Source organism: Nocardia sp. NBC_00511 (genome assembly GCF_045161165.1).
Taxonomy (GTDB): Bacteria; Actinomycetota; Actinomycetes; order Mycobacteriales; family Mycobacteriaceae; genus Nocardia.
Genome location: NZ_CP107849.1, coordinates 680,653 through 706,757 on the forward strand (window position 1 = coordinate 680,653; position 26,105 = coordinate 706,757).

Sequence of the window (26,105 nt, forward strand, 5' to 3'; positions counted from 1 at the left end):
GGTGGACCGGGGAGCGGATGCCGGTGAGGCCTCGGTGCCGGAACCGATCGGCGGGCAGAATGCGCTGCCGCACTTGGTATTCAGGCCGCTACTGCTGATCGTGGGTATCGCCGGGACGCTGCTCGGGGCGCGGTCCGGACGCTATCCGTGGTTCGGGGATGAGCTGTACTTCCAGTCGGCCGGGCGACGGCTGTCGTTCGGATACGTCGACCAGGGGCCGCTGGTGCCGCTGCTGGCTCGGGTATTCGCCCGGATCGCGCCGGATTCCCTGGTGGCGCAGCGGCTTCCGGTGGTGTGCTGCGCGGTGGCGACCATCTGGGTGTGCGCGCTGACCGCCCGGGAGTTCGGGGGCGGGTGGAGTGCGCAGGTGACGGCGGCCCTGGCGTATGCGGCGACCCCGTTCCTGGTCACCTCGGCGGCGTCGCTGTGCACGTTCGCGTTCGATGCGCTGCTCTCGGCGCTGCTGCTGTGGATCATGGTGCGCTGGACACGGATTCGACAGCATCGGTGGCTGCTCGCGGCCGCGCTGGTGGCCGCGGTCGACTTGCAGGTGAAGTTGCTGCTGCCGGTGCTGGGCTGCGGCATTCTGCTGGGTGCGGCGATTGTCGGGCCGCGGCAGCTGTTCCGGACTCCGATGGCATGGGCGGCGGCGGTGCTCGTGGCGGCGGCGGCCGCGCCCGGTCTGTGGTGGCAGTCGCGGCACGGCTGGCCGCAGGTGGCGATGGGGCCGGTGATCGCGGCCGAACAGGGGGCGGCGACCGGCGGAGCGACGGGGCTGCCGGTGCAGGAGATCCTGCTGCTGGGGCTGCCCGGGACGGTGCTGGCCATCGTCGGACTGTGGGCGCTGCTTAACTGCTCGTCCTGGCGCGCATACCGTTTCGTGGTGGTGGCCGTGCTGGTGCAGTCGGCGTTCGTGCTGTTCACGGTGTCGCGGCCCTACTATCTGGCCGGACTGTTCCCGGTGCTGATCGCGGCCGGAGCGGTGCGGATGGTGGGCCGGGAGCGGCCGCGCTGGGCGGAGGCCACCGGCGGGGCGCTGCTGGCCGCCTCCGTAACCTTCAGTGGCGCGCTGGTTTTCGTGCTGCCGATGGCGCATTCGGCGCTGCGGGAACCGGTCCACGATCGGGCCGACCTGTCGGCGCGCATTCGCCTCTACGGCATGGACGGCGGACCCGAACTGATCGCGGCCGTGCGGTCGGCGGCCGCCACCCTCGGGCTCGGTGAACGCGGACGCGCGGTGGTGATCACCCAGAATTACTGGCAGGCAGCGCTTCTCGACCAGCCCTCGGCGGAACTGCCGCCGGTGTACAGCCCCGATCGCGGCTTCGGATACCTCGGGGTGCCACCGGAATCCGCCACCACCGTGCTGTATGTCGGTGCGGCCTCGGCCGAACCCATGCTGTGGCGGACCTTCCGCACCGTCGAGCCGCTGGCCCGGCTCGACGACCCGCTCGGGTTCCCCGGCCTGACCCGCAACGCGGTGATCTGGCGCTGCGACGACCCCCGCCGACCGTGGGCGCGGACCTGGCCCGGACTGCGCACCCTCGATCTCGACCCGGGCCTGGAGGATCCCCGATGAGACCCGCCCCCGCCCTGCCGCTGTTCCGGCGGACCTGGTCGCTGCCGGAACTGCTGGAGCACAAGGGATCCCGCACCGTGTCGGTGGTGCTGCCCGCGCTCGACGAGCAGGACACCATCGCGGGCGTGCTGGCCGTCGTGCGCGACTACGTCGGCACGCTGGTGGACGAACTGGTGGTGGTCGACTCCGGCTCCGTCGACGCCACCGTGCGGATCGCCGAGAACTCCGGTGCGACTGCCGTTTTCACGCGTGAGCAGGCCCTGCCCGGAATCCCGCCGCGCCCCGGCAAGGGGGAGGTGCTGTGGCGCTCGCTGGCCGTCACCACCGGGGATCTGGTGGTGTTCCTCGACTCCGACCTCAGGAACCCCAGCCCGCTCTACGTGCCCGCTCTGCTCGCGCCGCTGCTGCTGGAGGACGGCATCGAGCTGGTGAAGGGGTATTACCGGCGGCCGCTGGGCACCGATCCGGCCGGGGACGGTGAGGGCGGCGGCCGGGTCACCCAGCTGGTGGCGCGCCCACTGCTCACCGCGCTCGCCCCGGAGCTCGGGGAGATCCTGCAACCGCTGAGCGGTGAATACGCCGCCACCCGAAACCTGCTGTCCGCCATCCCTTTCGCGCCCGGCTACGGCGTCGAGATCGGCATCCTCATCGACACCTGGCAGCGCTACGGCCTGAGCGCCATCACCCAGGTCGACCTCGGCACCCGCATCCACCGCAACCGCCCGACCCCCGAACTGGCCGTGATGAGCCGCCAACTCGTCGCCACCCTCCTGGACCGCCTCGGCATCCGCGACTCCGGCGTCGGACTCTCCCGCTACCGCCCCGAGGGAGACGACTGGCATCGCACCGTCAGCCCGGTCTCCCTGGTCGACCGCCCACCCATGAGCCGAATCCTCGCAGTCGAGGAGGCCCTGCCGTGAACCGGAATCAGTCATAGCGGGCACTCGGCCACGGCTCGGCTCGTTGATCCCCCGCTGACGAGCCGGTGAGTCCGGTGTTGCTCCGGACCGTTCGGTCGGTGGCATATGCCATGGTGAACGGATGCGCGGTGTGGGTGAGACGAGTGGGGAACCGGCGTCGGGGACCGACGGGGACTCGGTGGTGACCTCGGGGGAGGCGGCGGTGCAGGCGGGGCCGCGGCGGATTCTCGCCATCGCGGTGCCGACGCTGGGTGTGCTTGTCGCGGAGCCGGTTTATCTGCTCTGGGATATGGCTGTGGTGGGGCGGCTCGGGGCGTTGGCGCTGGCCGGGCTCGCGGTGGGTGGGCTGGTGCTCGCGCAGGTGAGTACGCAGTTGACGTTCCTGAGTTACGGCACCACCGCGCGGGCGGCGCGGCGGCACGGGTCGGGGGACGAGCGCGGGGCGGTGATCGAAGGGGTGCAGGCCAGTTGGATCGGGGTGGGGATCGGCGTCGTGATCCTGGTGGTGATCCAGGCGCTGGCGGGGCCGATCACCCGGGCCATCGCGGGTGGGGACGAGATCGCCGGGCGGGCCGAGTCGTGGGTGCGGATCGCGCTGTTCGGGGTGCCGTTGATCCTGCTGGCCATGGCGGGCAACGGGTGGATGCGCGGGGTGCAGCAGACGCGGCGGCCGCTGCTGTATGTGGTTGCGGGGCTGGCGCTTTCGGGGGTGTTGTGCCCGGTGCTGGTGCACGGGCTACTGGGGGCGCCACGACTGGAACTGGAGGGGTCGGCGATCGCCAATCTGGCCGGGCAGCTGGTGTCGGGGGTGCTGTTCGTGCGGGCACTGCTGCGCTCGCACGTGCCGCTGGTACCGCATATCGAGATCATGAAGGCACAGTTGGTGCTGGGGCGGGATCTGATCGTGCGGAGTCTGTCGTTCCAGGCGTGCTTCGTATCGGCGGCTGCGGTGGCCGCGCGGTTCGGGGCGGCTTCGGTGGCGGCGCATCAGCTGGTGTTGCAGCTGTGGAACTTCCTGTCGCTGACCCTCGACTCCCTCGCCATCGCGGCGCAGACCCTGGTCGGGGCGGCGCTGGGGGCCGGAAACGCGCGTGGCGCACAGGGTTTGGCGCGGCGCATCACCGGCTGGTCGACGGTGTTCGCGGTGGTGCTGGCGGCGCTGTTCGCGGCGGGCCACTCGGTGATTCCGCAGCTGTTCACCAGCGATCCGGCGGTGCTCGACCGGACGCAGGTGGCGTGGTGGTTCTTCGTCGCCATCATCCCCATCGGCGGGGTGGTCTTCGCGCTCGACGGCGTGCTGCTCGGCGCGGGCGACGCGGCGTTCCTGCGCAATGCCACCCTGGGTTCGGCACTGCTGGGCTTCCTGCCGATGATCTGGCTGTCGCTGGCCTACGACTGGGGAATCGGCGGAATCTGGACCGGACTCGTCGCGTTCCTGCTGCTACGCCTGATCGCGGTCTGCTGGCGAGCGCTGTCCGGGCGCTGGGCGCGCGTCGGCGCGGAAGTGCCGGGACGGATGGCGTGACCCGCCCCGGCGCCCCTTGATCAATTGCCCTGTGCGGCAGCCTGCTTCTCCAGATTCGCGGCGACCTCGGCCTGCCAGTTCTCGTTGGCGTGCGTGGTGTCGACCTCGAATTCGAAGCGGTTGGTCATATCCGGGGTGATGTCGGCGACGTCCACATAGAACTGCTCGTACCAGCGGCGGAGCTGATACACCGGCCCGTCCTCCTGGGTGAGCAGCGGATTGTCGATGCGCGTCTTGTGCTTCCAGATCTCGACGTCCTGGAGGAACCCGACACCGAAGCTCTTGCCGAACGCCTTGGCCAGCCGCGCCGACTTCTCCGGCGGCAGCCCGTCGATGGCCTGCACGCTCACACCCCATTGCAGCACGAAGGAATTCGGGCTGACCGGGTAGTGGCAGTTGATCAGCACCACCTCGACGGTGTGCTCACCGAAGTCGTTGTGCAGCGTGTTGATCATGTAGGACGGCCCGTAATACGAAGCCTCTGAACGCAGTAGCGACATCTCCTGCGAATAGTTCGACTTGGCGTGAATGTCGGGGCGGCCCTTGGAATGCAGGAACTGGGTGGCGACGTGGCCCTCGAAGACATTCTTGAAGAACACCGGATACGCGTAGTGGATATAGAAGAAGTGCGCCATATCGACGTTGTTGTCGATGATTTCGCGGCAGTGCGCACCCTCGATGAGCAGGGTGTTCCAGTCCCAGTCGCTCCACCGGTCGGTATCGATGCCCTCGATGTGCGGGATGGCGACCTCGGGCGGCGGCGGATTGCCCTCCGGATCGTTCCAGACGAAGAGCTGTTTGTTCTCCTCGCAGGTGGTCCAGGAGCGCGTGCGGGCCAGTGGCGGTACTCGGCGCGCGTAGGGAATGGCGGCGCATTTGCCGTCGCCGCGCCAGCGCCAATCGTGGAACGGGCAGGCGATATTGTCGTCCTTCACGCTGCCGTAGGACAGGTCCGCGCCCATGTGGCGGCAGTAGCCGTCCAGGACGTGCAGCGCGCCCTTGCGGTCGGCCCAGATCACCAGTTTGGTGCCGAAGGCGTTGATGGAGTGCGGGTTTCCGTCTCGGAAGGTTTCCGCGAGACCCAGGCAGTGCCAGCCGCGGGCGTAGCGGGTGATGGGTTCGCCGACATCGATGGTCCGGACCTGCTGTTTCATCTGCGTCCTCCGCGGTGGCTCGCGAGCGGCCGCCCCGCGCCCGAGGCGGTGCCTGTCATGCCCGAGGTTAAGCACTCCTGATTAATAGAACAAGTGTCAGTTTTCTGCCGGGGCTCCGCGATAGCGGCGCACCACGACCTTGGCCGGGCGAATCGAGCGATCGCCGATGGTCAGACCCGGCTGAATAACGGACTCGACCGTCCGGTCGGAAGCCGGATCGTCGGTGTCGGCCAGTTCGGCGGCCTCCATGGTGGCCGGATCGAAATCGGTGCCGCGGAACGGTGTCACCAGTTGCCCGCCGCGCTCGACCAGCATGCGCTCCACCCGCCGCGCCATCGCCGCGAAGCCTTGCAGATCGGGTTCGGAATTGGAGGTGGAGGCGAAGGTCTGCGCCAAACCGTGCAGGGCGAACAGGTCGCGCATCAGCGGAGCGTCGGAGTCGGCGCGCTCGTCGCGGGTCTTGCTCTTGGCCTCGTCGGCTAGTCGCTCCAGGGTTGCCGCCTGCCGGGCGACCACCCGGGCCAGATCGTCGATGCGTTCGGTGATGCGGTCGACGGCGGTCGCCGGCATCGACGGCGGAATGTCGGAAATCTCCGGTGCCGCGGCAGGTTCGGTCATGCTGGAACGATAGACGCAGCCGTCGGTCCCGGCTGATACGATCGCCGCCATGGGGGTCTATGGAATCGATCTGGGCACAACGAATTCGGCAATTGCCGCAATCGATGCCGATGGTCGTCCGGAAGTCCTGATCGGTATGAACGGTGAACCGACCGTACCCTCCGTGGTGCTGTTCGCCTCCGGCACCGACCACGTGGTGGGTGAGGGCGCGCGTCGTCAGGCCCGCCTGGATCCCGAACATGTCTGCACCCTGGTGAAACGCCGCATGGGGGATGCGGAATGGCGTTTCGGTGCGCACGGGCAGCTGTGGTCGGCCCCGGCGGTGTCGGCGCTGATCCTGAAAAGCCTTGCCGCCGATGCCGAATTCGGTGGCGGCGGCGCGGTGCAGCGGGTGGTGATCACGGTGCCCGCCTACTTCGGTGACGAGGAGCGCCGCGCCACCATCCAGGCCGGGACGTACGCCGGGCTCGATGTGGCGGGCGTGCTGTCCGAACCCATCGCGGCGGCGCTGGCCTACGGGTTCGGCCGCCTCGACGGTGGCGTGGTGGTCGGCAAGGGTCCGGCGCGGGAGACCGTGCTCGTCTACGACCTGGGCGGCGGCACCTTCGACGCCACCGTGATCGAACTGTCCGATCGGCGCATCGCGGTGCTCGCGGTGGAAGGCGACCACCAGCTCGGCGGCGCGGACTGGGACGAGCGGATCGCACTGTATCTCTCGCAGCAGTTCTGCGCGGACAACCCGGATGCCGAAGACCCCCTGGATGATTCGGTCGGCTCCCAGCTGCTGGTGCTGGCCGCCGAACAGGCCAAACGCGATCTGACCACCGCCGAGAGCACCGAGGTGGTGGTCGCGCACGACGGCGCGCGGGCGGTGATCACGCTGACTCGCACCGAACTGGAGTCGCTGACCGCCTCGCTCATGCGGCGCACCCTGGACCTGACCAAAGCGGTGCTGGCCGCGGCTGATCAGCGGGGTGCCTCGCACATCGACCGGCTGCTGCTGGTCGGCGGTTCCTCGCGGATGCCGATGGTGGCCGAGCAGTTGCACAAGGAACTCGGATTGGCCGGGGAGCTACGCGATCCCGACCTGTCGGTGGCGCGCGGGGCCGCGCTCTACGGCGAGAAGCTGGAGATGGAGCGGCTGGTGGCCGCCGATCTGGTGACGCGTGGGCGGCTGCGCGACGGCGCGAGTCTCGACGACGCCGACCCGCGCGATCTGGAGGCCTCGCTGGTGCGGGTCGCCGACTCGTTCGGGCAGCCGGTGAGCCTGGTGCGCAGGATGATCGAGGTCCAGGTGGACACCGTGGTCTCGCGCGGGTTCGGGGTGCTGGCGCTGGATCCGTTCAACGGGCTGTCCGCCAGCTGGCTGGTGCACCGCAATCAGACCCTGCCGATCAGGGTGCGGCGCTCCTACGGGACGGTGCGCGCCGATCAGGATCAGATCGAGTTGACCATCGTGGAGCAGCAGGGGCAGGCCGCCTCGGTGCGGCCCGAGGACACGAAGGTGTTGGTGGAGGGGCGGATTCGCGATATTCCGCCCGGCTATCCGGAGGGCAGCGAGGTCCGGGTCACCTTCGAGATGGGATTCGACGGCGTCCTGCACGTGACGGCATACCATGTGGACGCGGATATTCCGCTGACGCTGTCGGTGCAGACCGGCGCCACGCTGTCGCAGGCGGATGTGGCCCGCGAGCTCGATCAGTTGCAGCGCACCCGCCGCCGTCCCGCCTGACCGCCACCGCTGCCGAACGAAAACCGATGCGCGCCTTCGACCCCAACGACTATCGCAAACGCGTCCTCGCCGCCGTGGAACGCCGGGGCGGACTCGAGGAATCCGACGCCTTCGAGCTGTACGACATTCCGCTCGAGGAGGCCGCCCAGCTGACCGACGAGCAGGTGCGCGCCCGCATCGACGAGGTGTGGGCGTTCTGGCAGAAGCAGCGTGACCACCCCAAGTACCGGGTGATCGCGGGGCTGCTGGTGGACGTGCACAAGGAGCTGTCGGAACCACTGCTGGACAACAGTTCCCGGCTCATCGAGGCCGACCGGGTGCGGCAGGCTCGTGCCCGTCGCGACGCCGGACGCTACGAGATGCTCGACAGTGCCATCCAGCGGCTGGTGCAGCGGCACGGCGGCATTCCGGCCGCCAAGATCCCCGGCCTCGAGGACATCGGCCGGATGGGCGATTTGAGCCTGCCGGAGATCGCCGCCCGCATCCGGCGGCACCGCATCATCGACGACACCGCGCCGGTGCCCGCCGCCCCACCGGGCGTGAGCTCGCAGCGCCGCAACGAGATCCGCAAACTGCTCAGCGAGTACGATCGCCTGCTGCCCGGTGATCCGGTCCCCACCCTGCTGGCGCTGCTCGGCCTGGACTTCACCAAGGCCCACCAGACCGCCGAGATCCGTTTGCGCGCAGAGGCTTTGCGGGCCCGCACCCGGGAACTGCCGCCCGGCCGCGTCCGCGTGGTCCTCGACGAACTCCTGGTCCACATCAGCGACCTGCTCGAACCCGGCCGCCCCACGGTCGACGCCTACCTCGACGCCGTCATCGACGATGCCACCGAACGCCTCCGCCCCCAGGTCCGCGCCGCCGTCCTGGTCGAAGACCTGCTGGTGGCAGCCGATTTCGACTACCTGATCGGCGAGGGCATCGCCGCCGGACTCGACCGCGCCACCACCGAAGGCATCCTCATCGGCCTCGCCGACGAACTCGGCACCACGGTCGAAGGCCGCGAACATCTCGCCGGTGGCGGTGGAAAGCCCAGTGACGCAGAGGGTTCCGGCCGGGTGAACACCCGCCGCGATCGCCCGCGAGGGCAACGCGATTCCGCTCAGGGGCGCGGCGAGGAGACCTCCTACCGGACAGGCACAGCCGCTGCGGCGAGCGGTTCCCCTGTGGATTCAGGAGCCCGCGGTACGTCCACGGGGAGCGCCGGCACGGCGACGAACGCGGGTCGGGGGACGAACTCGGGCGAACAGACCGGCGCGGGTTCGGGAACTGGTTCGTGGACGGCCGGAGATCAGGCCAGAGAGACCTGGCGGCGGGAAAGTGGCGGTGCGGCAGGCGATTCCACGCGCAACGGTCCGCCCCCGGCGCGATGGCAGACGACGCCCTACGGGCGGCCCTGGGAGGCGGCGCTGCGGGCGGCTCGGGCGGCGTTGCGGGCCGGGCGGCCGCGGGAGGCCGGTGGGTTCGTGGAGGACGCGCGGCGCAGCGCGGGGGCCGATGCGGTGGGGGCCACCGCGGTGCGAGCGGTGGCCGAAGAGGTGGAGCGGGTGCTGGCGGAGGCCGCCGCGCATTGGCGGGGAGCTGTGTCCGCTTGTGCGGGAAGGCGATTCGTCGAGGCGCTGGCGGAGCACCTGGAGTTCCTGGAGCGGCGGGCCGCCGATGTGCCGAATCCGGATCTGCGCGGGGCCAGCCGGGAGTTGCTGACCGGGCGGGCGCGGGCGGCGGTCATCGAGGCTGGGCGGTTGTTCGCGGCGGCGCCGGTGGATCCGGCCGATGTGCGGATGCGGGCGCTGCGGGGTGTGCTCGAGGCGTGCGCGGATCATGCGGAAGCCCTCGCCGCGCTGGCCGAACTGCGGGTGGGGACGCCCGGACAGGTGACGGCTCGTCGCAAGAGCGACGGGACCGTGGTGATCACCTGGACGCCGTCGTCGACCGAACAGGTGGAGTACCGGGTCACCCGACTGCTCACCGATGGCTCGTGGCGGGTGGTCGGGCGTACCCGGGGCACCGCGCTCGAGGATGGGGGAGCGCTGACCGGGCCGATGCCGGTGTACGGGGTGGTGGCGTCGGTGTCGGGGCTGGCCTCGGAAATGAGCCGCTCCGACGGCAATCCGGAGCGGCCACCGGTCACGGCGACGCCTGAGACCGCAGTAGCGAATTCCGCGGCCGACGCGCGCCCCAGCGGGATGCCCCCGGTGCACGGCATGGGAGAGCAGGCCGGGCTGCTGACCTTCGACTGGCCGGTCGGCATCACCGAGGTGATGGTGGTGGCCCGCGCCGACGCGCCCCCGGTCGATCCGGAGGATCCGCAGGCCAGGCGCTGGAAGATCACCAATATGCGCTACGAGATCGACGGCGGCGTGCGGATTCCCGGTGAACTGCCGCGGCCGTGCCATCTGGCGGTGGCGTCGTGCCGCCGGGACGCGGCCGGAGTGCTCACCGTGGCGGCGGGATTCGGCCCGGACGCGCGCCTGCGCTGGGTGCGCTGACCGGTCGGCAACCGGTGCATGGGAATCTGTTGGGGGCCGGTGTGGTTGCTGCCATGACGGTCGTGAACAGAGAGGCGGAGCCACGGGTGATTCCGAAGTTGATGGCGGTGAGCGACATTCATGTCGGTCACCAGGGCAACAAGCCGGTGGTCGAGGCGATCAAGGCGGACTCGCCGGAGGACTGGCTGATCCTCGCCGGTGACGTCGGGGAGAAGACCGACGACATCCGCTGGGCACTGGAAACCCTGCGCGGCCGCTTCGCCAAGATCATCTGGGTGCCCGGCAACCACGAATTGTGGACCACCGCAAAGGATCCCGTGCAGATGTTCGGCGCGGCCCGCTACGACTACCTGGTCACGCTGTGCCGCGACCTGGACGTGCTCACTCCGGAGGATCCGTTCCCGGTGTGGGAGGGCGCGGGTGCGGAACAGTACGGCGGCGCGGTCACGCTGGCCCCGCTGTTCATGCTCTACGACTACTCGTGGCTGCCCGAGGGCGCGACCACCAAGGCCGAGGGCCTGGCCATCGCGCGCGAACGCAATGTGGTCGCCACCGACGAATTCCTGCTCAGCTCCGAGCCGTACCTGACCCGCGACGCCTGGTGTCACGCCCGCGTGCAGTACACCCAGCGCCGCCTCGACGCGCTGCCCGCGGAGACCCCGCTGGTGCTGATCAACCACTTCCCGCTGCTGCGCAAGCCCGTCGACATGATGTGGTACCCGGAATTCGCGCTCTGGTGCGGCACCGACCTCACCTCCGACTGGCACACCAGCTACAACGTGGTCTGCGCCGTCTACGGCCACCTGCACATCCCCCGCACCACCTGGTACGACGGCGTCCGCTTCGAAGAGGTCTCGCTCGGCTACCCGCGCGAATGGCAGCGCCGCGGTCTGCCCGATCAGTTGCTGCGCCAGATCCTGCCCGTCCCGGACTACGGCGACACCCTCAACGAGTGGGGTGGGCACTTCAAGATCACTCCGGAGATGCAGGCGGCCGCGGTCAAGATGCGCGAGGACGCGCAGCGTCGCCGCGGCCTGGTCTGAGACTCGGCTGTGTCCCTCCGCCTGGTCTGAGGCTCGGCTGTGCCCCGCGGCCGGACGATCGTGGTCCGGCCGCCCGGTAGGCTCGGTGCGGTAGTTCAGGCAGCGGGGGTAGGAGGCGGTCATCGAAGAGCAGGCGGTCGCGGCGACGGAGTCGGCGCGCATACTCGGCAGAATCCTGCCCAGCGGGGTGGCGACGGCGGAACTGACCGCCTACCCCGAGGACCTGAAACCGCATCCGGGAGAAGAACATCTGATCGCACGGGCCGTGGAGAAGCGGCGACGCGACTTCATCGGGGCGCGGTACTGCGCGCGGCAGGCGCTCGCGCAACTCGGCGAACCGGCCGTCGCGATCGGCAAGGGCGGCACCGGGGAGCCGATGTTCCCGCGTGGCGTGGTCGGCAGCCTCACCCACTGCGAGGGCTATCGAGCCGCCGCGCTCGCGCATCGACTGCGGTTCCGCTCGGTCGGCATCGACGCCGAACCGCATGCCGCGCTGCCGGACGGGGTGCTGGATTCGGTGAGCCTGCCGCGCGAACGCGCCTGGCTCGACACCGTGCGGCCCGGCACCGGACTGCACCTGGATCGACTGCTGTTCTGCGCCAAGGAAGCCACCTACAAGACGTGGTTCCCGCTCACCGGCCGCTGGCTGGGCTTCGAGGACGCGCACATCACCTTCACCGTGGACGACGAGTCCGCGGCGGGCGGCAGCGGCACCTTCCACACCGATCTGCTGATCCCCGGCCACGTCACCGACGGTGGCGCGCCCCTGAGTTCGTTCGACGGCCGCTGGCTGATCTCCGACGGCCTGATCCTGACCGCGATCGTGGAGGGCTGATATGGGTGAGGCACCGGCTGTTTCGACCGAGGAGACCGCGCGTTCGACCGCGAAGGCCGCGCGCGGCGACCGACAGCAGCAGCCGCGGCGGGAGAAGCTGCCGCCGCTGGTGGACTCGCTGGGCGGGCTGCTGATCGTCGACAAGGAGGGCGGCTGGACCAGTCACGACGTGGTCGCCAAGGGCCGGGGTCTGTTGCGCACCAAGAAGATCGGGCACGCGGGCACCCTCGACCCGATGGCGACCGGCGTGCTGGTGCTCGGCGTGGAACGCGCCACCAAACTGCTGGGCCAGCTGATTCTCACCACCAAGGCCTACAGCGCCACCATCCGCCTCGGGCAGTCCACCGTCACCGACGACGCCGAGGGCGAGATCACCGCGACCACCGCGGCCGGACATCTCACCGACGCCGAAATCGCCGCGGGCATCGCCGAATTGACCGGCGACATCCAGCAGGTTCCGGCCACCGTCAGCGCCATCAAGATCGACGGTGAGCGGGCCTACGCCCGTGCCCGCGCGGGCGAGGACGTGCAGTTGGCCGCCCGCCCGGTCACCGTCAGCCGCTTCGAGGTGCTCGAGCGCCGCGACATCGACACCGGGACAACCCGGTTCGTGGATCTCGACGTCGAGGTGGAATGCACCTCCGGCACCTACATTCGGGCGCTGGCCCGCGATCTCGGTGAAAAGCTCGGCGTCGGTGGACATCTCACCGCGCTGCGCCGCACCCGCGTCGGGCCGTTCACCCTCGAGCACGCCCGCACCCTGGATCAGCTCGCCGCGTGCGCCGCGGCCGGGGAACCGATGCTGAGCCTCGATATCGACGCCGCCGTGCGCACCGCGTTCCCGGTCCGCGAGATCACCGCCGAGCAGGCCGCCGACCTCCGCAACGGGCGCTGGCTGGACCCGGTCGGCATCCGCGGCGTATATGCCGCAGTGGATTCCGACGGCCACGCCATCGCGCTGCTACAGGAGTCGGGCAAGCGCGCCGCCTCGGTCATGGTGGTTCGCCCCGCCAATCTCTGACACCGCCGCGGCATTCCGCCGCCCCTGCGCTGCTATCCGGGGGCGGTGGGCACTGCCCAGAGTGGTAGTGCCGCTGCCCAATCGCTTACCCGGGCGCGGCGCGGGGGAGGACGATGGACTGGTCGTCCGGCCTGTAGAGGAGGCGAAGATGGCCACCGACCTGTCCCTCGAATCCATGAAGCAATTCGTCGCCGATCATCTCGACGACTTCGTGAACCGGCGCAATGCCGCTGTCATCCACCGCAATATGACGCCCGACTTCCTCGACCACGACGGACCGGGCGGGCGGCTCGCCGATCTGCTCGACGACGAGAAGCAGATGCTCGGCATGTACGAGGCGCTGCCGGACCTGCGGGTCAGCGTCGTCGATCTGCTCGCCGAGGACGACAAGGTGATGTGCCGCAATATCTGGCGCTGGACCGACCGCGACACCGGCGCGCCCATGAGCATGCAGGGATTCGTGCTGTGGCGCTTCGAAGGTCGCCGCATCGCCGAACGCTGGGCGACGCTCGCCGCACCCGGCGCGGACCTCGGCTGGGCTCGACCCTGAGCGCTCGGCTGGGCTCGAGCCCGCTGCTACGCCTACGCTTCGGGGGTGGAATTGCGGCAGTTGCGGTACTTCGTGGCGGTGGCGGAAGAACTGCATTTCCGGCGGGCGGCGGAACGCTTGTTCATTTCGACGCCGACGCTGAGTCAGCAGATCCGATCCGTCGAACGCGAAGTCGGCGGGCCACTGCTGATCCGGGGCAATCACGGGGTGGAGTTGACCGCCGCGGGCGAGGTGCTGTTGAAGACCGCGCGAAATGTGCTGGAGGCCGCCGATATCGCGTTGCGCGAGACCCGCGCGGCCACCCAGCCCAGCACCGAGGCGTTCCGGCTCGGCATCGTCAACGGCGCGCCCGCCTGGCTGCCCGGCCGCATCGAGGCACTGCTCAAAGCGCGCCGCCCCGGCGTGCGGGTGGTGCTCACCACCGGCACCAGCAGCGAACAGGCCCGCTTCCTCGATCGTGAGGAGGTCGACCTCGCGGTGGTGCGGCTGCCGGTGCGGCTGTCCGACCATCTCACTCACACGCCCGTCGCCGACGAGGAACTCGGCATCGTGATGTCCCGCCGAAACCCGCTCGCCGCAGCCGGTTTCGTCGAGATCGGCCGCATCCGCGACCACGAGCTCATCCTGTTCGCCCGCGATGCCGCCCCCGAGGTTCACGACGCGATCCTCGCGCAACTGCGCGAACGCGGCGCGACCGTCGTCCTCAGCGACAGCGCCATGAGCCACGCGCAAATGCTCCAGCTGCTGCCGCTACGCCCCGAAGCGATCGGCCTCGGCTCATCCCGCACGGCCTCGGTCCCCGGTCTGGTCTGGCGTCCCCTCCGCCCCCGCCCCCTCCTGGTCACCTACGCGGCCGCCTGGCGCGCTGGCACCCGAAACCCCCTGCTGCACACCATGGCCGACGCGTTCTCCGGCGGATTGCGGCTCAGCTCCGAATGATCGACGTGGTCGGTCCGGTGGTTCGCTCCGATCCTCGGCCCAGGCTGGCCTGTTAGTCCGGTGCTAAGGCGGGTTCGATCGAGCGTCGTGGACGGTCGGTTTCGGCGGCGGTTGGCTGAATGGCATGACGAACAAGGGAATTCAGCAGGCAGGTCGGGCCGTTGTGATCGGCGGCGGATCGGGTATGGGGCAGGCGGTCGCGGACGGATTGCTCGCGGCCGGACATGAGGTCATCATCGTGGGGCGATCGGAGGCGCGGCTCGCGGACGCGGTGCGGGAGCTCGGTGACGGGAAGCTCACCGCGATCGCGGCGGATGTCAGTGTGGAGGAACAGGTTTCGCGACTGTTCGATACGGTCGGGACGGTGGATCACGTCGTCACGACGGCTGCGGATACGACCGGTGTCTACGGGCCTATCGCCGACTACGACTTCGCGACGGGGCGCGGCTTCCTCGAAACCAAGCTGATCGGGTCGATGCTGCTGGCCAAGCATGCCCGGCTGACATCGGGTGGCTCGCTCACCTTCGTCTCCGGCATCGCGGCCTATCGTCCAGCGGTCGGCGGAGCCATGGTGGCGACGGTGAACGCCGCCCTCGAAGGACTGACCCGGGCACTGGCCGTCGAGCTCGCGCCGACCCGGGTGAACGCCGTGTCACCGGGCTGGGTGGTGACCGGCGCGTGGGACAACCTCACCTGGGACGACAAGGCCGAGCGGTTGCGTGCCATGGCGGAGCGGCTGCCCGCCGGAAGGCTCGGCACCACCGAAGACATTGCGGCAGCGGTGCTCTCGCTGATCGGCAACGCGTTCATCACCGGCACGATCCTGCACGTGGACGGCGGCCACCGCCTGGTGTGAGCTAGAGCGCGTCGCTGAGCCAGATGGCCTCGGCGGCGATGCTGCCGAGGTCCACCGTCCGCTCGTCGATGCGGACGGCGATGGTGCCCGCGAAGTCGCGCCGCTCCACCACCGCGATCGGAATGTCGAGGGTGATGCCCAGCGAGTCGAAGTAGCGCAGCATGGCCGGATCGGAATCGGAGATGCGCGCGACCCGCCCGGACTCACCCGCGCCGAAATCGCTGAGCTGCTTGGCCGGCGGCGTGGGCACCGCGCCGTCCACCGACGGGATCGGGTCGCCGTGCGGATCCCGGTCGGGGTGGCCGAGTTTCGCGTCGATCCGCTCCACCAGCGTCTCCGACACCGCGTGCTCGAGCACCTCGGCCTCGTCGTGCACCTCGTCCCACCCGTAGCCGAGTTCGTTGACGAGGAAGGTCTCGATCAGCCGATGCCGCCGCACCATCGCGATGGCCGCGCGCCGCCCGTCGTCGGTGAGCGTGATCGACCCGTAGCGCGCGTGCTCGACCAGACCCTGATCGGCCAGCTTGCGCACCGCCTCCGACACCGTCGAGGCCGACACTCCGATCTTCTCCGCCAGCAGCTTGGTCGACACCTTCTCCTGGGGCGACCACTCCTGAGCGGTCCAGATCACTTTCAGATAGTCCTGCGCCACCGACGAGAGCACAGGCGCGACAGTGGCGGTACTGCCGCCCGTCTCCGACGACGCAGACGGATCGCCCAGCTCGCGACGCGTGGCGATGTCTCGTTTCCCTGGCACGTAATCGAGCTTAAGCACACCTCGTCCGGTTTCACACATCGGCGCGCCTGCCGACCGGACGCGGTGAACAGCTGATGACGGGGGTGCTTCCTCCGGGCAAGATCCAGACCGCCGAATATTTTCTGTGACGTGGTTTGCGTAGGCTTCCGGTGTGCAGAGATGGCGAAGTCTCGATGAGATGCCTGCGGACTGGGGTCGGTGTGTGCTCACGATCGGTGTATTCGACGGAGTGCATCGGGGGCACGCGCAGCTCATCAGCCGGGCGGTGAAAGCCGCTGCGGTGCGGGGCGTTTCGTCGGTACTCATGACGTTCGATCCGCACCCGCTCGAGGTGGTGCGGGCGGGGGCGCATCCGGCGCAGCTGTCCACCCTGGATCGGCGCGCGGAACTGGCCGAGGAGCTCGGCATCGACGTGTTCGTGGTGATGCCGTTCACCGCCGATTTCATGAAGCTGACACCCGAGGAATACGTCGAGGAACTGCTCGTCGACCGGTTGCACGTGGCCGAGGTGGTGGTCGGCGACAACTTCACCTTCGGCAAGCAGGCCGCGGGCACCGTCGACACCATGCGCGCACTGGGCGTCCGCCTCGGCTTCGAGGTCGACGCGGTGCAGCTGCTCGGTGAGCACGCGGTCACCTTCTCCTCCACCTACATTCGCGGTTGCCTGGGCGACGGCAATGTGGCCGCGGCCGCCGAAGCGCTGGGTCGGCCGCACCGCCTCGAAGGCGTCGTGGTGCACGGTGACGGCCGCGGCAAGGGGCTCGGGTTCCCGACCGCCAATGTCGCGCCGACCATGCACGCCGCCGTGCCCGCCGACGGCGTGTACGCGGGCTGGTTCACCGTGCTCGGCGACGACGCGCTGGCCGGACAGCGGTTCATGGCCGCCATCTCGGTCGGCACCAACCCGACCTTCGACGGCCGCAACCGCACCGTCGAACCGCATCTGCTGGACTTCGACGCCGACCTCTACGGCAAGCATGTCGGCGTCGATTTCGTCGAGCAGCTGCGTGGCATGCGCAAATTCGACTCCATCGACGAACTGGTGGAGGCGATCCAGCACGACGTCGACGAGACCCGCAAGGTACTGCGCGCCGAGACCGGCGAATAGCCTGCGGATGCGCCGGTGAATGCGCCTCGCCGGGGCCGATTTCCGCTGGCTCAGCGCCTCCGGTAGGCTGGCTCGTCGGGTTTGCTGTGGTTCGCGGCGGCGCCCGCCCCGGATTCTCGGGACACTCGAGCGCGGACTGAAACACCAGGAGTAGATCAGTGGCTCTGACCACCGAGCAGAAGAAGGCCATTCTTTCCGAGTACGGCCTGCACCCGACCGACACCGGTTCGCCGGAGGCTCAGATCGCGATGCTGTCCAAGCGGATCGCGGACCTGACCGAGCACCTGAAGCAGCACAAGCACGACCACCACACGCGCCACGGTCTGCTCGCGCTGATCGGTCGCCGTCGTCGGCTCTCGAAGTACCTGCAGTCCAAGGACATCGAGCGTTACCGCACGCTGATCGAGCGTCTGGGCCTGCGTCGCTGATTTCAGTGACATTTTCTCGGTTATCCGAGACGAAGAAACTTCGGTGCACTCGGGTGACACACCCGAGCTGCCCGAGGTAGTTGACGAACCGGCCGACGGGGAGGCATAGAATCTCCTCGTTGGCCTTTCGTGTATGCGGCCGCGAGTCCCCGAGAGGGGGATAGCGGCTGCGTATACGCCAACACAAGCCGTATGCACCCGTCGCGTGGCGTCGGTCTTCGGTAGTGGCTTTTCGGGACGCGCAGTAAAGAGGAAATGCGTGCCGGAGAGCTTCGATCGATGACCGCCTCCGCGTCGCCGTTCATTCGAACATCCCGAACCGAGGGATATCGGCAGGGTGTGCATGCCGTGGCCACGAGGGCCGAGGCATGCCCATGCCGGGTACGGCTGCACTGCCGGGTCGCGCGCAAACCGTGCGCGCTGGATCCGGCGAAGACGAGAGGTTGAGAAAAGAACAATGACCCAGACTGTGACCAGTTCCGCCGCCGAGGTAGAGCCCGGCGTTTTCGAGTCCGTCGCCCTGATCGACAACGGCAGCTTCGGCACTCGCACCATCCGTTTCGAGACCGGCCGCCTCGCCAAGCAGGCCGCCGGTTCGGTCGTCGCCTACCTGGACGACGAGACCATGCTGCTGTCCGCGACCACCGCGTCGAAGCAGCCCAAGGACCAGTTCGACTTCTTCCCGCTGACGGTGGACGTCGAGGAGCGCATGTACGCCGCGGGCCGCATCCCCGGCTCGTTCTTCCGTCGTGAGGGCCGTCCCTCCACCGACGCCATCCTGACCTGCCGCCTGATCGACCGGCCGCTGCGTCCGTCCTTCGTCGACGGTCTGCGCAACGAGATCCAGGTCGTCGTGACCGTCATGTCGCTGGATCCCAAGGATCTCTACGACGTGGTGGCCATCAACGCCGCCTCCGCCTCCACCCAGATCGCGGGCCTGCCGTTCTCCGGTCCGGTCGGTGGCGTGCGCGTCGCGCTGATCGGTGACCAGTGGGTCGCGTTCCCGACCGTGGAGCAGCTGGAAGGCGCCGTGTTCGACATGGTCGTCGCCGGCCGCGTGGTCGAGGGCGACGTCGCCATCATGATGGTCGAGGCCGAGGCCCCCAGCCACGTGCTGAACCTGATCGCCGACGGTGCCACCGCGCCGACGGAAACCGTTGTGGCGCAAGGCCTCGAGGCCGCCAAGCCGTTCATCGCCCGCCTGTGCAAGGCGCAGTCGGACCTGGCCGAGCTGGCCGCCAAGCCGACCGGCGAGTTCCCGGTGTTCCTGCCCTACCAGGCCGACGTGTTCACCGCCGTCGAGGGCACCGCGAAGGTTCCGCTGAACAACGCGCTGTCCATCGCGAGCAAGGCCGAGCGCGAGGAGAAGATCGACGAGATCAAGCTCGACGTGCTCTCCGCGCTGGCCGAGGACTTCGTCGGTCGCGAGAAGGAGATCGGCGCGGCGTTCCGCTCGGTCACCAAGAAGCTGGTTCGCCAGCGCATCCTGACCGACAGCTTCCGCATCGACGGCCGTGGTCTGGCCGACATCCGCGCGCTGTCCGCCGAGGTCGCCGTGGTGCCCCGCGCCCACGGTTCGGCGCTGTTCGAGCGTGGCGAGACCCAGATCCTCGGGGTCACCACCCTGGACATGGTGAAGATGGCGCAGCAGGTCGACTCGCTCGGCCCGGAAACCTCCAAGCGCTACATGCACCACTACAACTTCCCGCCGTACTCCACCGGTGAGACCGGTCGCGTGGGCTCGCCCAAGCGTCGCGAGATCGGCCACGGCGCTCTCGCCGAGCGCGCCCTGATGCCGGTGCTGCCGTCGCAGGAAGAGTTCCCGTACGCCATCCGTCAGGTGTCGGAAGCGTTGTCCTCCAACGGTTCCACCTCGATGGGCTCGGTCTGCGCCTCGACCCTGTCGCTGCTGAACGCCGGTGTGCCGCTCAAGGCCCCCGTCGCCGGTATCGCCATGGGCCTGGTGTCGGACACCGTGAAGAACGAGAAGGGTGAGGACGAGGTCCGCTACGTGGCCCTCACCGACATCCTGGGCGCCGAGGATGCCTTCGGCGACATGGACTTCAAGGTCGCCGGTACCCGCGAGTTCGTGACCGCGCTGCAGCTCGACACCAAGCTCGACGGCATCCCGTCGCAGGTGCTGGCCGGTGCGCTGAACCAGGCCAAGGACGCCCGCTACACCATCCTGGATGTGATGGCCGAGGCCATCAACACCCCGGACGAGATGAGCCCCTACGCCCCGCGCGTGACGGCCATCAAGATCCCGGTCGACAAGATCGGCGAGGTGATCGGGCCCAAGGGCAAGGTGATCAACCAGATCACCGAGGAAACCGGCGCCAACATCTCCATCGAGGATGACGGCACCGTGTTCGTCGGTGCGACCGACGGCCCGTCGGCGCAGGCCGCGATCGACCTGATCAACGCGATCGCCAACCCGCAGCTGCCGAAGGTCGGCGAGCGCTTCCTGGGCACGGTCGTCAAGACCACCGCCTTCGGTGCGTTCGTGTCGCTGCTGCCGGGCCGCGACGGTCTGGTCCACATCTCGAAGCTGGGCAACGGCAAGCGCGTCGCCAAGGTCGAGGACGTGGTCAACGTGGGCGACAAGCTGCGCGTCGAGATCGCCGATATCGACAACCGCGGCAAGATCTCGCTGGTTCCGGTCGACGAGGATTCGGACAACTCCGAGTCCTCCGCTGCGGTCGACGCCGCCGCGGAGTAGATATTTCTCTGTGACGAACAAGCAGTCCGCGGCGCGCGCGAAGAAAACCGCGCGTGCCGCGACAGACACGGCCCCCTTGCTCCGGAGTGTGGAGCAGGGGGGCTCTGCTCTGGCCATCGACCGCAACAAGAATCCGCACGCCGACCTCGGTGTGCGGCGTACCGTGCTGCCCGGTGGCCTCCGGGTGGTGACCGAGCATGTGCCCGGCGTGCGTTCGGCCTCGATCGGCGTGTGGGTCGGCGTCGGCTCGCGCGACGAGGGTTCGACGGTCGCGGGCGCGGCGCACTTCCTCGAACACCTGCTGTTCAAGGCGACGCCCACCCGCTCGGCCCTCGACATCGCGCAGGCCATGGACGCCGTCGGCGGGGAGCTCAACGCCTTCACCGCCAAGGAGCAGACCTGCTACTACGCCCATGTGCTGGACGAGGATCTGCCGCTGGCGGTGGATCTGGTCTCGGATGTGGTGCTCAACGGGCTGTGCCGGGCCGAGGACGTGGCGGTGGAACGTCAGGTGGTGCTGGAGGAGATCTCCATGCGCGACGACGATCCCGAGGACATGGTCGGCGATGCCTTCCTGTCCGCGCTCTTCGGTGACCATCCGATCGGGCGGCCGGTGATCGGCTCGGTGGAATCCATCGAAACCATGCAGGCCAACCAACTTCGCTCGTTCCATCTGCGGCGCTACCGGCCCGACCGGATGGTGATCGCGGTGGCGGGCAATATCGAACACGAGCACACCGTCGAACTGGTGTACCGCGCCTTCGCCGGTCGCCTCGAGCCCGGCCTGGAACCCGCGCCGCGGCGTGAGGGCAAGTTCCGGCCGCGCAGTGGCCCTGAGCTGCTTCGTATTTCGCGTGACAGCGAGCAGGCGCACCTGGTGTTCGGCACCCGCGCGTTCGGGCGGCACGAGGGCACCAAGCGCTGGCCGTTGTCGGTCCTCAACACGGTGCTCGGCGGCGGACTGAGTTCGCGTCTGTTCCAGCGCATCCGGGAGGAGCGCGGGCTGGCCTACTCGGTGTACTCGAGTGTCGACACCTTCGCCGACACCGGCGCGTTCTCGGTGTACCTGGGCTGCCAGCCCGAAAACCTGGGCCAGGTCACGGCTTTGGCGCGCGGCGTGCTGGAAGAGGTTGCGGCCGACGGCATCACGGACGCGGAATGCGCGCGGGCCAAGGGTTCGCTGCGTGGTGGCCTGGTGCTCGGCCTGGAGGATTCCGGCTCCCGGATGAACCGCATCGGCCGCTCGGAACTCAGCTACGGCAACCACCGCAGCGTGTCCGAAACCCTGGCCCGGATAGACGAAGTCACCACCGAGGAAGTGTCGAAGATCGCCGCGAGCCTGCTGGCGCGACCCTTCGGCGCGGCGGTGGCGGGCCCGTATCGGCGCACCCGTGACCTGCCCGCGAGTGTCCGGCATCTCGTCGACTGAGACAGTTACCCGGCGGTAGTGCTTTCCATCCGGTGAGGTATGCCCGTTTGTGGCTATGATGCCCTCGCCGGATGGGAGGGGTTTGTGCTCGAACCAGGTGAGATATTCGCCGGGTATGTGATCGAACGTGAGCTGGGCCGCGGCGGGATGGGCGCGGTGTACCTGGCCCGCCATCCGCGGTTGCCGCGCTGGATCGCTCTGAAGCTGCTGAACCCGGAATACCACGGGGACAGCGAGACTCACACCCGCTTCGGTCGCGAAGCCGATCTGGCGGCCCGCCTCGAACACCCCGGGATCGTCACCGTGTACGACCGCGGCGTCGAACACGGACGGCTCTGGATCGCCATGCAGTACGTCGACGGCACCGAAGCCGAAGCCGTGCCGGACATGACGCCGCGGCAGGCGGTCGAGATCGTCACCGCCACCGCCGATGCCCTCGACTACGCCCACCGCGTCGGCGTGCTGCACCGGGATGTCAAGCCCGCCAACATCATGCTGGCGCGCGAAACCCGCGAACAGCAGGCGGGAGTGCTGCTCACCGACTTCGGTATCGCGCGGCTACAGGAGGACACCGGCAAGCTCACCGGATCCGGATCGGTGATGGCGACGCTCGCCTACGCCTCGCCCGAACAGTTGCAGAGTCAGCCGGTCGATCACCGCTCGGACCAGTATTCGCTGGCGTGCACGCTGTTTCGGCTGCTGACCGGGGCGCAACTGTTCCCGGCGACGGACCTGGGCGCGATCGTGAAATCGCACCTGTACGACAGTCCGCCGCCGGTGTCGAGCCTGCGCCCGGAACTGCCCTCGACGTTCGACCCGGTGCTGGCGCGGGCACTGGCCAAGGATCCGCGGCAACGCTACGGCTCGTGCGCGGAATTCGCGGCGGCCGCGCGGCGGGCACTGGAGGCCGCGCCCGCTACCGGTGAATCACCGCGTGCCACAGGCGAATCGGCGAAGCCGCCCGTACGCCGGACCGTGCACCGGGTGGTTCCGCCGCCCGAACGCGATCGGACATCCGCTCGCAAGCCGCGTCGACCCGGTGCCTCGGGGTCGGGTCCGATCACACCGGGGGCGGCACGATCGTCCGGTCGCCTGACCGATGTGCCGGACCTGTTCGGTCCTTACACCGGTCGGCATTTGAAAGTCGCTGCGGCGGAGCCTGAATCGCGGCCGCATGCTCGCCGCAAGGTGCTGGCGGGGTTGCGCACCATGCTGGTGCTGAGCGCGTGCCTGGCGGCCGTGCTGGGCGTCGCAGTGTTTTATCTGTCGCCATCGAGCAACTCTGGCGAGCCCAAGCCGCCGCCCCCTGAGATCGCCGAGATGAGTACGAAATTCGCCGGGGTGGTGCCCAAGAGTGCCACGCAGAGTTCCGGATACGGGGCGGCCAGTTGTCGGCCTGCGGATCACGACACCAAGGACTTCCTGCCGCCGGTAGCGTTCAACGGCTGGATTGCGGCCTGGGACTGCGTGTATTCGGTCGATCATGACGTCCGGGAATTCACGCTGTTCGCGTATCCGTCAGCGGCCGTGGCCCGTTCGGCGGTCAGCCGTATCGGCCTGGTCGTACGGACCTACGACGACATCATCTTCAAGGAGTTCTGCGGCGGCAAGCAGTACACCAACTACCGATTCGACGGCCCCGACGGACCGTCCATCGCCTTCGCCACCGCCTTCTTCGACGATCCGGACCGCGAGCGGTTCCTGCTGTACACGCGCGGGTCGCCCGCCACCCCGACCGGTGCCCTCGACTGGTGGAAGTCGCTGCCGCTGACCCGTTCCTGAAGTACCCGCTACTCGCTGGTACGTTCGAGGCGAGGATGTGGAAGGGAGCGTGATGTCGAATCGCTATGCGCGGATCGCCTTCTCGGCGGCCTCGGTGGAAAGACAGAAGCGGGCGGGCAGCTACCTCGACTATCGCACCTGGATCGAGGGGCGGGACGAGCCGCAGCCCCTCGACCTGCGCGAGAGCGGGTTCATCCGGGCGGCCGACTCGTTCTTCCTGGGTACCGTGACGCCCGGCGGCTGGCCCTACATCCAGCATCGCGGCGGCCCGAAGGGCTTCGTGCAGATCCTCGACCGGCACACCCTCGGATTCGTGGACCTCTCCGGCAACGGGCAGTACGTCACCGTCGGAAATCTCACCGAGAACGATCGCGTCGCCCTGTTCTTCATCGACTACCCGCTGCGGGAACGACTCAAGGTGTACGGTCGCGCGCGCATGGTCGAACGCGCCGAGAACCCCGACCTGGTCGATCAGGTCTCCGCCGCCTACACCGGCGCGATCCGCAAGATCGCCGAGCGGGCCGTGGTCGTCACCGTCGAGGCGTGGAACTGGAACTGCGCCAAATACATTCGCCCGCGCTTCACCAAGGACCGGCTCGACGAGGCTCTCACCCTCGAACGTCGTTCCGCCGCAGCCGAACAGGATCGGCTGCGCGCCGAGATCGAGGCGTTGCGCCGCGAGAACGATTCGCTGCGTACGCAATTGGCCACCCCGTCGGTGAATTGAGCGCGGAGGTTCAGTGAGCCTCTTCGTTGGCGGCGGCGAGTATCGCGGGGAGCAGACCGGGTAGCGCCGAGTTCAGGTCTTCGGCGCGCAGGCTGATGCAGGGCACGCCGTCGAGGGTGACGCGTTCGGTGACGCCGGCCTCGCGCAGGATCTTGAAGTGATGCGCGGCGGTCGATTTGCTGATGGTGTCGTAGGTGGCGACGCAGCGCATCGGGCCGCCGGCGTTGGCCAGTCGCCGGACCACCTCCAGGCGGACCGGGTCCTGTAGTGCGCCGAGTACCGCGGGCAGCGGGGCGACCGCGGGCTTCGCTTCGGACTCGGACATGAACTACCTCACAGGGGATAGCAGGTTTGATAATCATCGAACCTGGCGTACAGTCAGGTTCGATCATAATCAAACTTACCTGATGGGGGCTTCGATGACATCGGCAACCACGGTGGAGACTCGAGCCGAACAGGGCAGTCAGAGCTGGGCCTACGCGCTGATCCTCGCCGCCAGCGGCGTCGCGCTCGGAGTGTCCGGCGCACCCGCCCCGCTGTACGGCATCTATCAGAAGACCTGGCACTTCTCGCCGCTCACCACCACTTTCGTTTTCGCCGTCTACGCGGTGGCCGCGCTGGTCGCCGTCCTGGTGTCCGGTCGCATCTCCGATGTGGTCGGCCGCAAACCGGTGCTGCTGGGCGCCTTCGCGCTCATGATCGCCGGTCTGGTGGTCTTCCTGTTCGCCGACGATGTGGCCATGCTGCTGGTGGCGCGGGCCCTGCACGGATTCGCCGTCGGCGCGACGGTGGTCTCGGGGGCGGCGGCGCTGCTGGATCTGCGACCGCAGCACGGTGCGCGCTCCGGTCAGCTCTCGGGTGTGGCCTTCAATGTCGGTATGGCCGTGGCGATTCTGGGTTCGGCGCTACTGGCGCAGTACGCCCCCTACCCGCTGCGCACGCCCTACCTGGTGATCACCCTGGTCTGCCTGGCCATCGCCGCCGGGGTGCTGGTGCTGCGCGAACCGCACGGCGCACGCAGCACCGGGCGCATCAGGATCGCCAAACCGGCTGTGCCGCAGGAGATCCGCAGTGACTTCTGGTTCTCCGCGCTGGGCGTGATGGCGGCCTGGTCGGTGCTGGGTGTCCTGCTGTCGCTCTACCCGTCGCTGGCCTCGGCGGAGACCGGGATCCACAACCTGGTCTTCGGCGGCGCGGTCGTCGCTTCCACCGCCATCGCCGGTGCGTTGGTACAGGCCGTGGCCGGTGGCATCCCCGCACGCCGGGCCGCCATCATCGGCGACGTCGGCATGGCGGCGGCCCTGCTCGTCACCATTCCGGCGCTGCACACCCACAATTGGGTGCTGGTGCTGCTGTCGGGCCTGGTGCTCGGCGGCACCTTCGGCCTCGGCTTCGGTGGCTCGCTGCGGCACCTCTCGAACGTGGTCCCGCAGCACAAGCGTGGCGAGACCATGTCGGCCTACTACCTGCTGGCCTACTCGGCCATGGCGGTTCCCACCGTCCTCGCGGGTTGGGCCGCGACCACGTGGGGGCTGAGCACGGTGTTCCCCTGGTTCGTGGTGGTGGTCGCGCTCGCCTGCCTCGGCGCGGCGGCGATCGGCCTGCGCCGCAATGTCGAACCGGAGCTGTCCACGGCTGCCGAACCGGGCGTCGTCACGCTCGTGGAATCGGCCTGAATCGTCTGCGCGAATCGCCGGTACTCACCCGTTGTGTCGGGTGGGCACCGGCCTTGCTTTTGAAACGCCTGAATCGGGCGAATGGGGTTGGCAGGTGGGGGATTTCGGGCGAATCGGGAGCTCCAAGGCTGGGCGGTTGGTCTTGAATGTCCCGAAAATGCCTGGTGGGCCGACGAATTCTGACAACTGGTGCGTAGTGGGGCGGGGATCGCTATTCT

22 protein-coding genes are annotated in these 26,105 nt (G+C 68.8%); 18 read left to right on the plus strand and 4 right to left on the minus strand.

Going from position 1 to position 26,105, the window contains the following annotated elements; genetic code table 11:
- Position 1: 1 nt before the first annotated feature.
- From OG300_RS03225 to OG300_RS03235, 3 genes are all read left to right on the plus strand, one after another.
- Entirely contained in the window at positions 2 to 1,579 is a 1,578-nt protein-coding gene (locus OG300_RS03225; RefSeq protein WP_405491955.1) for a glycosyltransferase family 39 protein, read from the plus strand.
- On the plus strand, positions 1,576 to 2,499 hold the full coding sequence (locus OG300_RS03230; protein ID WP_405491957.1) for a glucosyl-3-phosphoglycerate synthase: 924 nt from the start codon (positions 1,576 to 1,578) through the stop codon (positions 2,497 to 2,499). The genes OG300_RS03225 and OG300_RS03230 overlap by 4 nt, the downstream gene beginning before the upstream one ends.
- A gap of 121 nt (positions 2,500 to 2,620) precedes the next feature.
- Positions 2,621 to 4,024 (plus strand): MATE family efflux transporter, encoded by a 1,404-nt coding sequence (locus OG300_RS03235; RefSeq protein ID WP_405491959.1) that lies wholly within the window; start codon positions 2,621 to 2,623, stop codon positions 4,022 to 4,024.
- Between the two features lie 20 nt (positions 4,025 to 4,044).
- Here OG300_RS03235 and OG300_RS03240 read toward each other — a convergent pair whose 3' ends face one another.
- Together OG300_RS03240 and grpE are read right to left on the minus strand one after the other, a co-directional pair.
- On the minus strand, positions 4,045 to 5,178 hold the full coding sequence (locus tag OG300_RS03240; protein WP_405491961.1) for a Rieske 2Fe-2S domain-containing protein: 1,134 nt from the start codon (positions 5,176 to 5,178) through the stop codon (positions 4,045 to 4,047).
- Between the two features lie 96 nt (positions 5,179 to 5,274).
- Positions 5,275 to 5,796 (minus strand): nucleotide exchange factor GrpE, encoded by a 522-nt coding sequence (gene grpE, locus OG300_RS03245; RefSeq protein ID WP_405491963.1) that lies wholly within the window; start codon positions 5,794 to 5,796, stop codon positions 5,275 to 5,277.
- Positions 5,797 to 5,845: 49 nt separating this feature from the next.
- On the opposite strand from grpE, the gene OG300_RS03250 reads away from it, so the two are divergent.
- The 8 genes from OG300_RS03250 (at position 5,846) to OG300_RS03285 (ending at position 15,261) form a co-directional block, all read left to right on the plus strand.
- Positions 5,846 to 7,528, plus strand: coding sequence for an Hsp70 family protein (locus OG300_RS03250; RefSeq protein ID WP_405491965.1), 1,683 nt, complete (start codon positions 5,846 to 5,848; stop codon positions 7,526 to 7,528).
- A gap of 26 nt (positions 7,529 to 7,554) precedes the next feature.
- Positions 7,555 to 10,017, plus strand: a complete 2,463-nt coding sequence (locus tag OG300_RS03255) for an Ig-like domain repeat protein (protein WP_405491967.1) — start codon at positions 7,555 to 7,557, stop codon at positions 10,015 to 10,017.
- Between the two features lie 101 nt (positions 10,018 to 10,118).
- Complete coding sequence (locus OG300_RS03260) at positions 10,119 to 11,060, plus strand: metallophosphoesterase family protein (protein WP_405498455.1); 942 nt, start codon at positions 10,119 to 10,121, stop codon at positions 11,058 to 11,060.
- Between the two features lie 160 nt (positions 11,061 to 11,220).
- Positions 11,221 to 11,895, plus strand: a complete 675-nt coding sequence (npt, locus tag OG300_RS03265) for a 4'-phosphopantetheinyl transferase Npt (protein WP_405498456.1) — start codon at positions 11,221 to 11,223, stop codon at positions 11,893 to 11,895.
- Between the two features lies 1 nt (position 11,896).
- Entirely contained in the window at positions 11,897 to 12,916 is a 1,020-nt protein-coding gene (gene truB / locus OG300_RS03270; RefSeq protein WP_405491969.1) for a tRNA pseudouridine(55) synthase TruB, read from the plus strand.
- A gap of 148 nt (positions 12,917 to 13,064) precedes the next feature.
- Positions 13,065 to 13,466 (plus strand): ester cyclase, encoded by a 402-nt coding sequence (locus tag OG300_RS03275; RefSeq protein WP_405491971.1) that lies wholly within the window; start codon positions 13,065 to 13,067, stop codon positions 13,464 to 13,466.
- Between the two features lie 45 nt (positions 13,467 to 13,511).
- Positions 13,512 to 14,405: a LysR family transcriptional regulator gene (locus OG300_RS03280; protein ID WP_405491973.1), complete on the plus strand. Its 894-nt coding sequence runs from the start codon at positions 13,512 to 13,514 to the stop codon at positions 14,403 to 14,405.
- Between the two features lie 124 nt (positions 14,406 to 14,529).
- Complete coding sequence (locus tag OG300_RS03285; RefSeq protein WP_405491975.1) at positions 14,530 to 15,261, plus strand: SDR family oxidoreductase; 732 nt, start codon at positions 14,530 to 14,532, stop codon at positions 15,259 to 15,261.
- 1 nt (position 15,262) lies between these two features.
- Here the strand turns inward: OG300_RS03285 and OG300_RS03290 are convergent, their stop codons facing one another.
- Complete coding sequence (locus tag OG300_RS03290) at positions 15,263 to 16,018, minus strand: metal-dependent transcriptional regulator (RefSeq protein WP_405491977.1); 756 nt, start codon at positions 16,016 to 16,018, stop codon at positions 15,263 to 15,265.
- Between the two features lie 151 nt (positions 16,019 to 16,169).
- Between OG300_RS03290 and OG300_RS03295 the strand changes: the two genes are divergently transcribed.
- The 6 genes from OG300_RS03295 (at position 16,170) to OG300_RS03320 (ending at position 24,211) form a co-directional block, all read left to right on the plus strand.
- Positions 16,170 to 17,126: a bifunctional riboflavin kinase/FAD synthetase gene (locus tag OG300_RS03295; protein ID WP_405491979.1), complete on the plus strand. Its 957-nt coding sequence runs from the start codon at positions 16,170 to 16,172 to the stop codon at positions 17,124 to 17,126.
- 158 nt (positions 17,127 to 17,284) lie between these two features.
- On the plus strand, positions 17,285 to 17,554 hold the full coding sequence (gene rpsO, locus OG300_RS03300) for a 30S ribosomal protein S15 (protein WP_405491981.1): 270 nt from the start codon (positions 17,285 to 17,287) through the stop codon (positions 17,552 to 17,554).
- A 457-nt stretch (positions 17,555 to 18,011) separates the two neighbouring features.
- The gene (locus OG300_RS03305; protein WP_405491983.1) at positions 18,012 to 20,273 is read left to right on the plus strand and encodes a polyribonucleotide nucleotidyltransferase; all 2,262 of its coding nucleotides are present in this window, start codon (positions 18,012 to 18,014) and stop codon (positions 20,271 to 20,273) included.
- 88 nt (positions 20,274 to 20,361) lie between these two features.
- Positions 20,362 to 21,702: a M16 family metallopeptidase gene (locus OG300_RS03310; RefSeq protein ID WP_405491985.1), complete on the plus strand. Its 1,341-nt coding sequence runs from the start codon at positions 20,362 to 20,364 to the stop codon at positions 21,700 to 21,702.
- A gap of 84 nt (positions 21,703 to 21,786) precedes the next feature.
- On the plus strand, positions 21,787 to 23,484 hold the full coding sequence (locus OG300_RS03315) for a serine/threonine-protein kinase (protein WP_405491987.1): 1,698 nt from the start codon (positions 21,787 to 21,789) through the stop codon (positions 23,482 to 23,484).
- A gap of 52 nt (positions 23,485 to 23,536) precedes the next feature.
- Entirely contained in the window at positions 23,537 to 24,211 is a 675-nt protein-coding gene (locus tag OG300_RS03320; protein WP_405491989.1) for a pyridoxamine 5'-phosphate oxidase family protein, read from the plus strand.
- Positions 24,212 to 24,221: 10 nt separating this feature from the next.
- On the opposite strand, the gene OG300_RS03325 is transcribed toward OG300_RS03320, so the two are convergent.
- A complete protein-coding gene (locus OG300_RS03325; protein WP_405491991.1) occupies positions 24,222 to 24,536 on the minus strand; it encodes an ArsR/SmtB family transcription factor in 315 nt (104 codons plus the stop codon).
- Positions 24,537 to 24,630: 94 nt separating this feature from the next.
- Between OG300_RS03325 and OG300_RS03330 the strand changes: the two genes are divergently transcribed.
- Positions 24,631 to 25,887 (plus strand): MFS transporter, encoded by a 1,257-nt coding sequence (locus OG300_RS03330; RefSeq protein WP_405491993.1) that lies wholly within the window; start codon positions 24,631 to 24,633, stop codon positions 25,885 to 25,887.
- Positions 25,888 to 26,105: the final 218 nt, after the last annotated feature.

Bases quoted from the DNA above. Each gene is read 5' to 3' on its own strand.
- OG300_RS03320 (WP_405491989.1), top strand. From the start codon at position 23,537: ATGTCGAATCGCTATGCGCGGATCGCCTTCTCGGCGGCCTCGGTGGAA.
- grpE (WP_405491963.1), bottom strand. From the start codon at position 5,796: ATGACCGAACCTGCCGCGGCACCGGAGATTTCCGACATTCCGCCGTCG.
- OG300_RS03325 (WP_405491991.1), bottom strand. From the start codon at position 24,536: ATGTCCGAGTCCGAAGCGAAGCCCGCGGTCGCCCCGCTGCCCGCGGTA.
- OG300_RS03285 (WP_405491975.1), top strand. From the start codon at position 14,530: ATGACGAACAAGGGAATTCAGCAGGCAGGTCGGGCCGTTGTGATCGGC.
- OG300_RS03260 (WP_405498455.1), top strand. From the start codon at position 10,119: ATGGCGGTGAGCGACATTCATGTCGGTCACCAGGGCAACAAGCCGGTG.
- OG300_RS03255 (WP_405491967.1), top strand. From the start codon at position 7,555: ATGCGCGCCTTCGACCCCAACGACTATCGCAAACGCGTCCTCGCCGCC.
- OG300_RS03305 (WP_405491983.1), top strand. From the start codon at position 18,012: ATGACCCAGACTGTGACCAGTTCCGCCGCCGAGGTAGAGCCCGGCGTT.
- OG300_RS03250 (WP_405491965.1), top strand. From the start codon at position 5,846: ATGGGGGTCTATGGAATCGATCTGGGCACAACGAATTCGGCAATTGCC.
- OG300_RS03230 (WP_405491957.1), top strand. From the start codon at position 1,576: ATGAGACCCGCCCCCGCCCTGCCGCTGTTCCGGCGGACCTGGTCGCTG.
- OG300_RS03330 (WP_405491993.1), top strand. From the start codon at position 24,631: ATGACATCGGCAACCACGGTGGAGACTCGAGCCGAACAGGGCAGTCAG.
- OG300_RS03235 (WP_405491959.1), top strand. From the start codon at position 2,621: ATGCGCGGTGTGGGTGAGACGAGTGGGGAACCGGCGTCGGGGACCGAC.
- OG300_RS03240 (WP_405491961.1), bottom strand. From the start codon at position 5,178: ATGAAACAGCAGGTCCGGACCATCGATGTCGGCGAACCCATCACCCGC.
- truB (WP_405491969.1), top strand. From the start codon at position 11,897: ATGGGTGAGGCACCGGCTGTTTCGACCGAGGAGACCGCGCGTTCGACC.
- OG300_RS03275 (WP_405491971.1), top strand. From the start codon at position 13,065: ATGGCCACCGACCTGTCCCTCGAATCCATGAAGCAATTCGTCGCCGAT.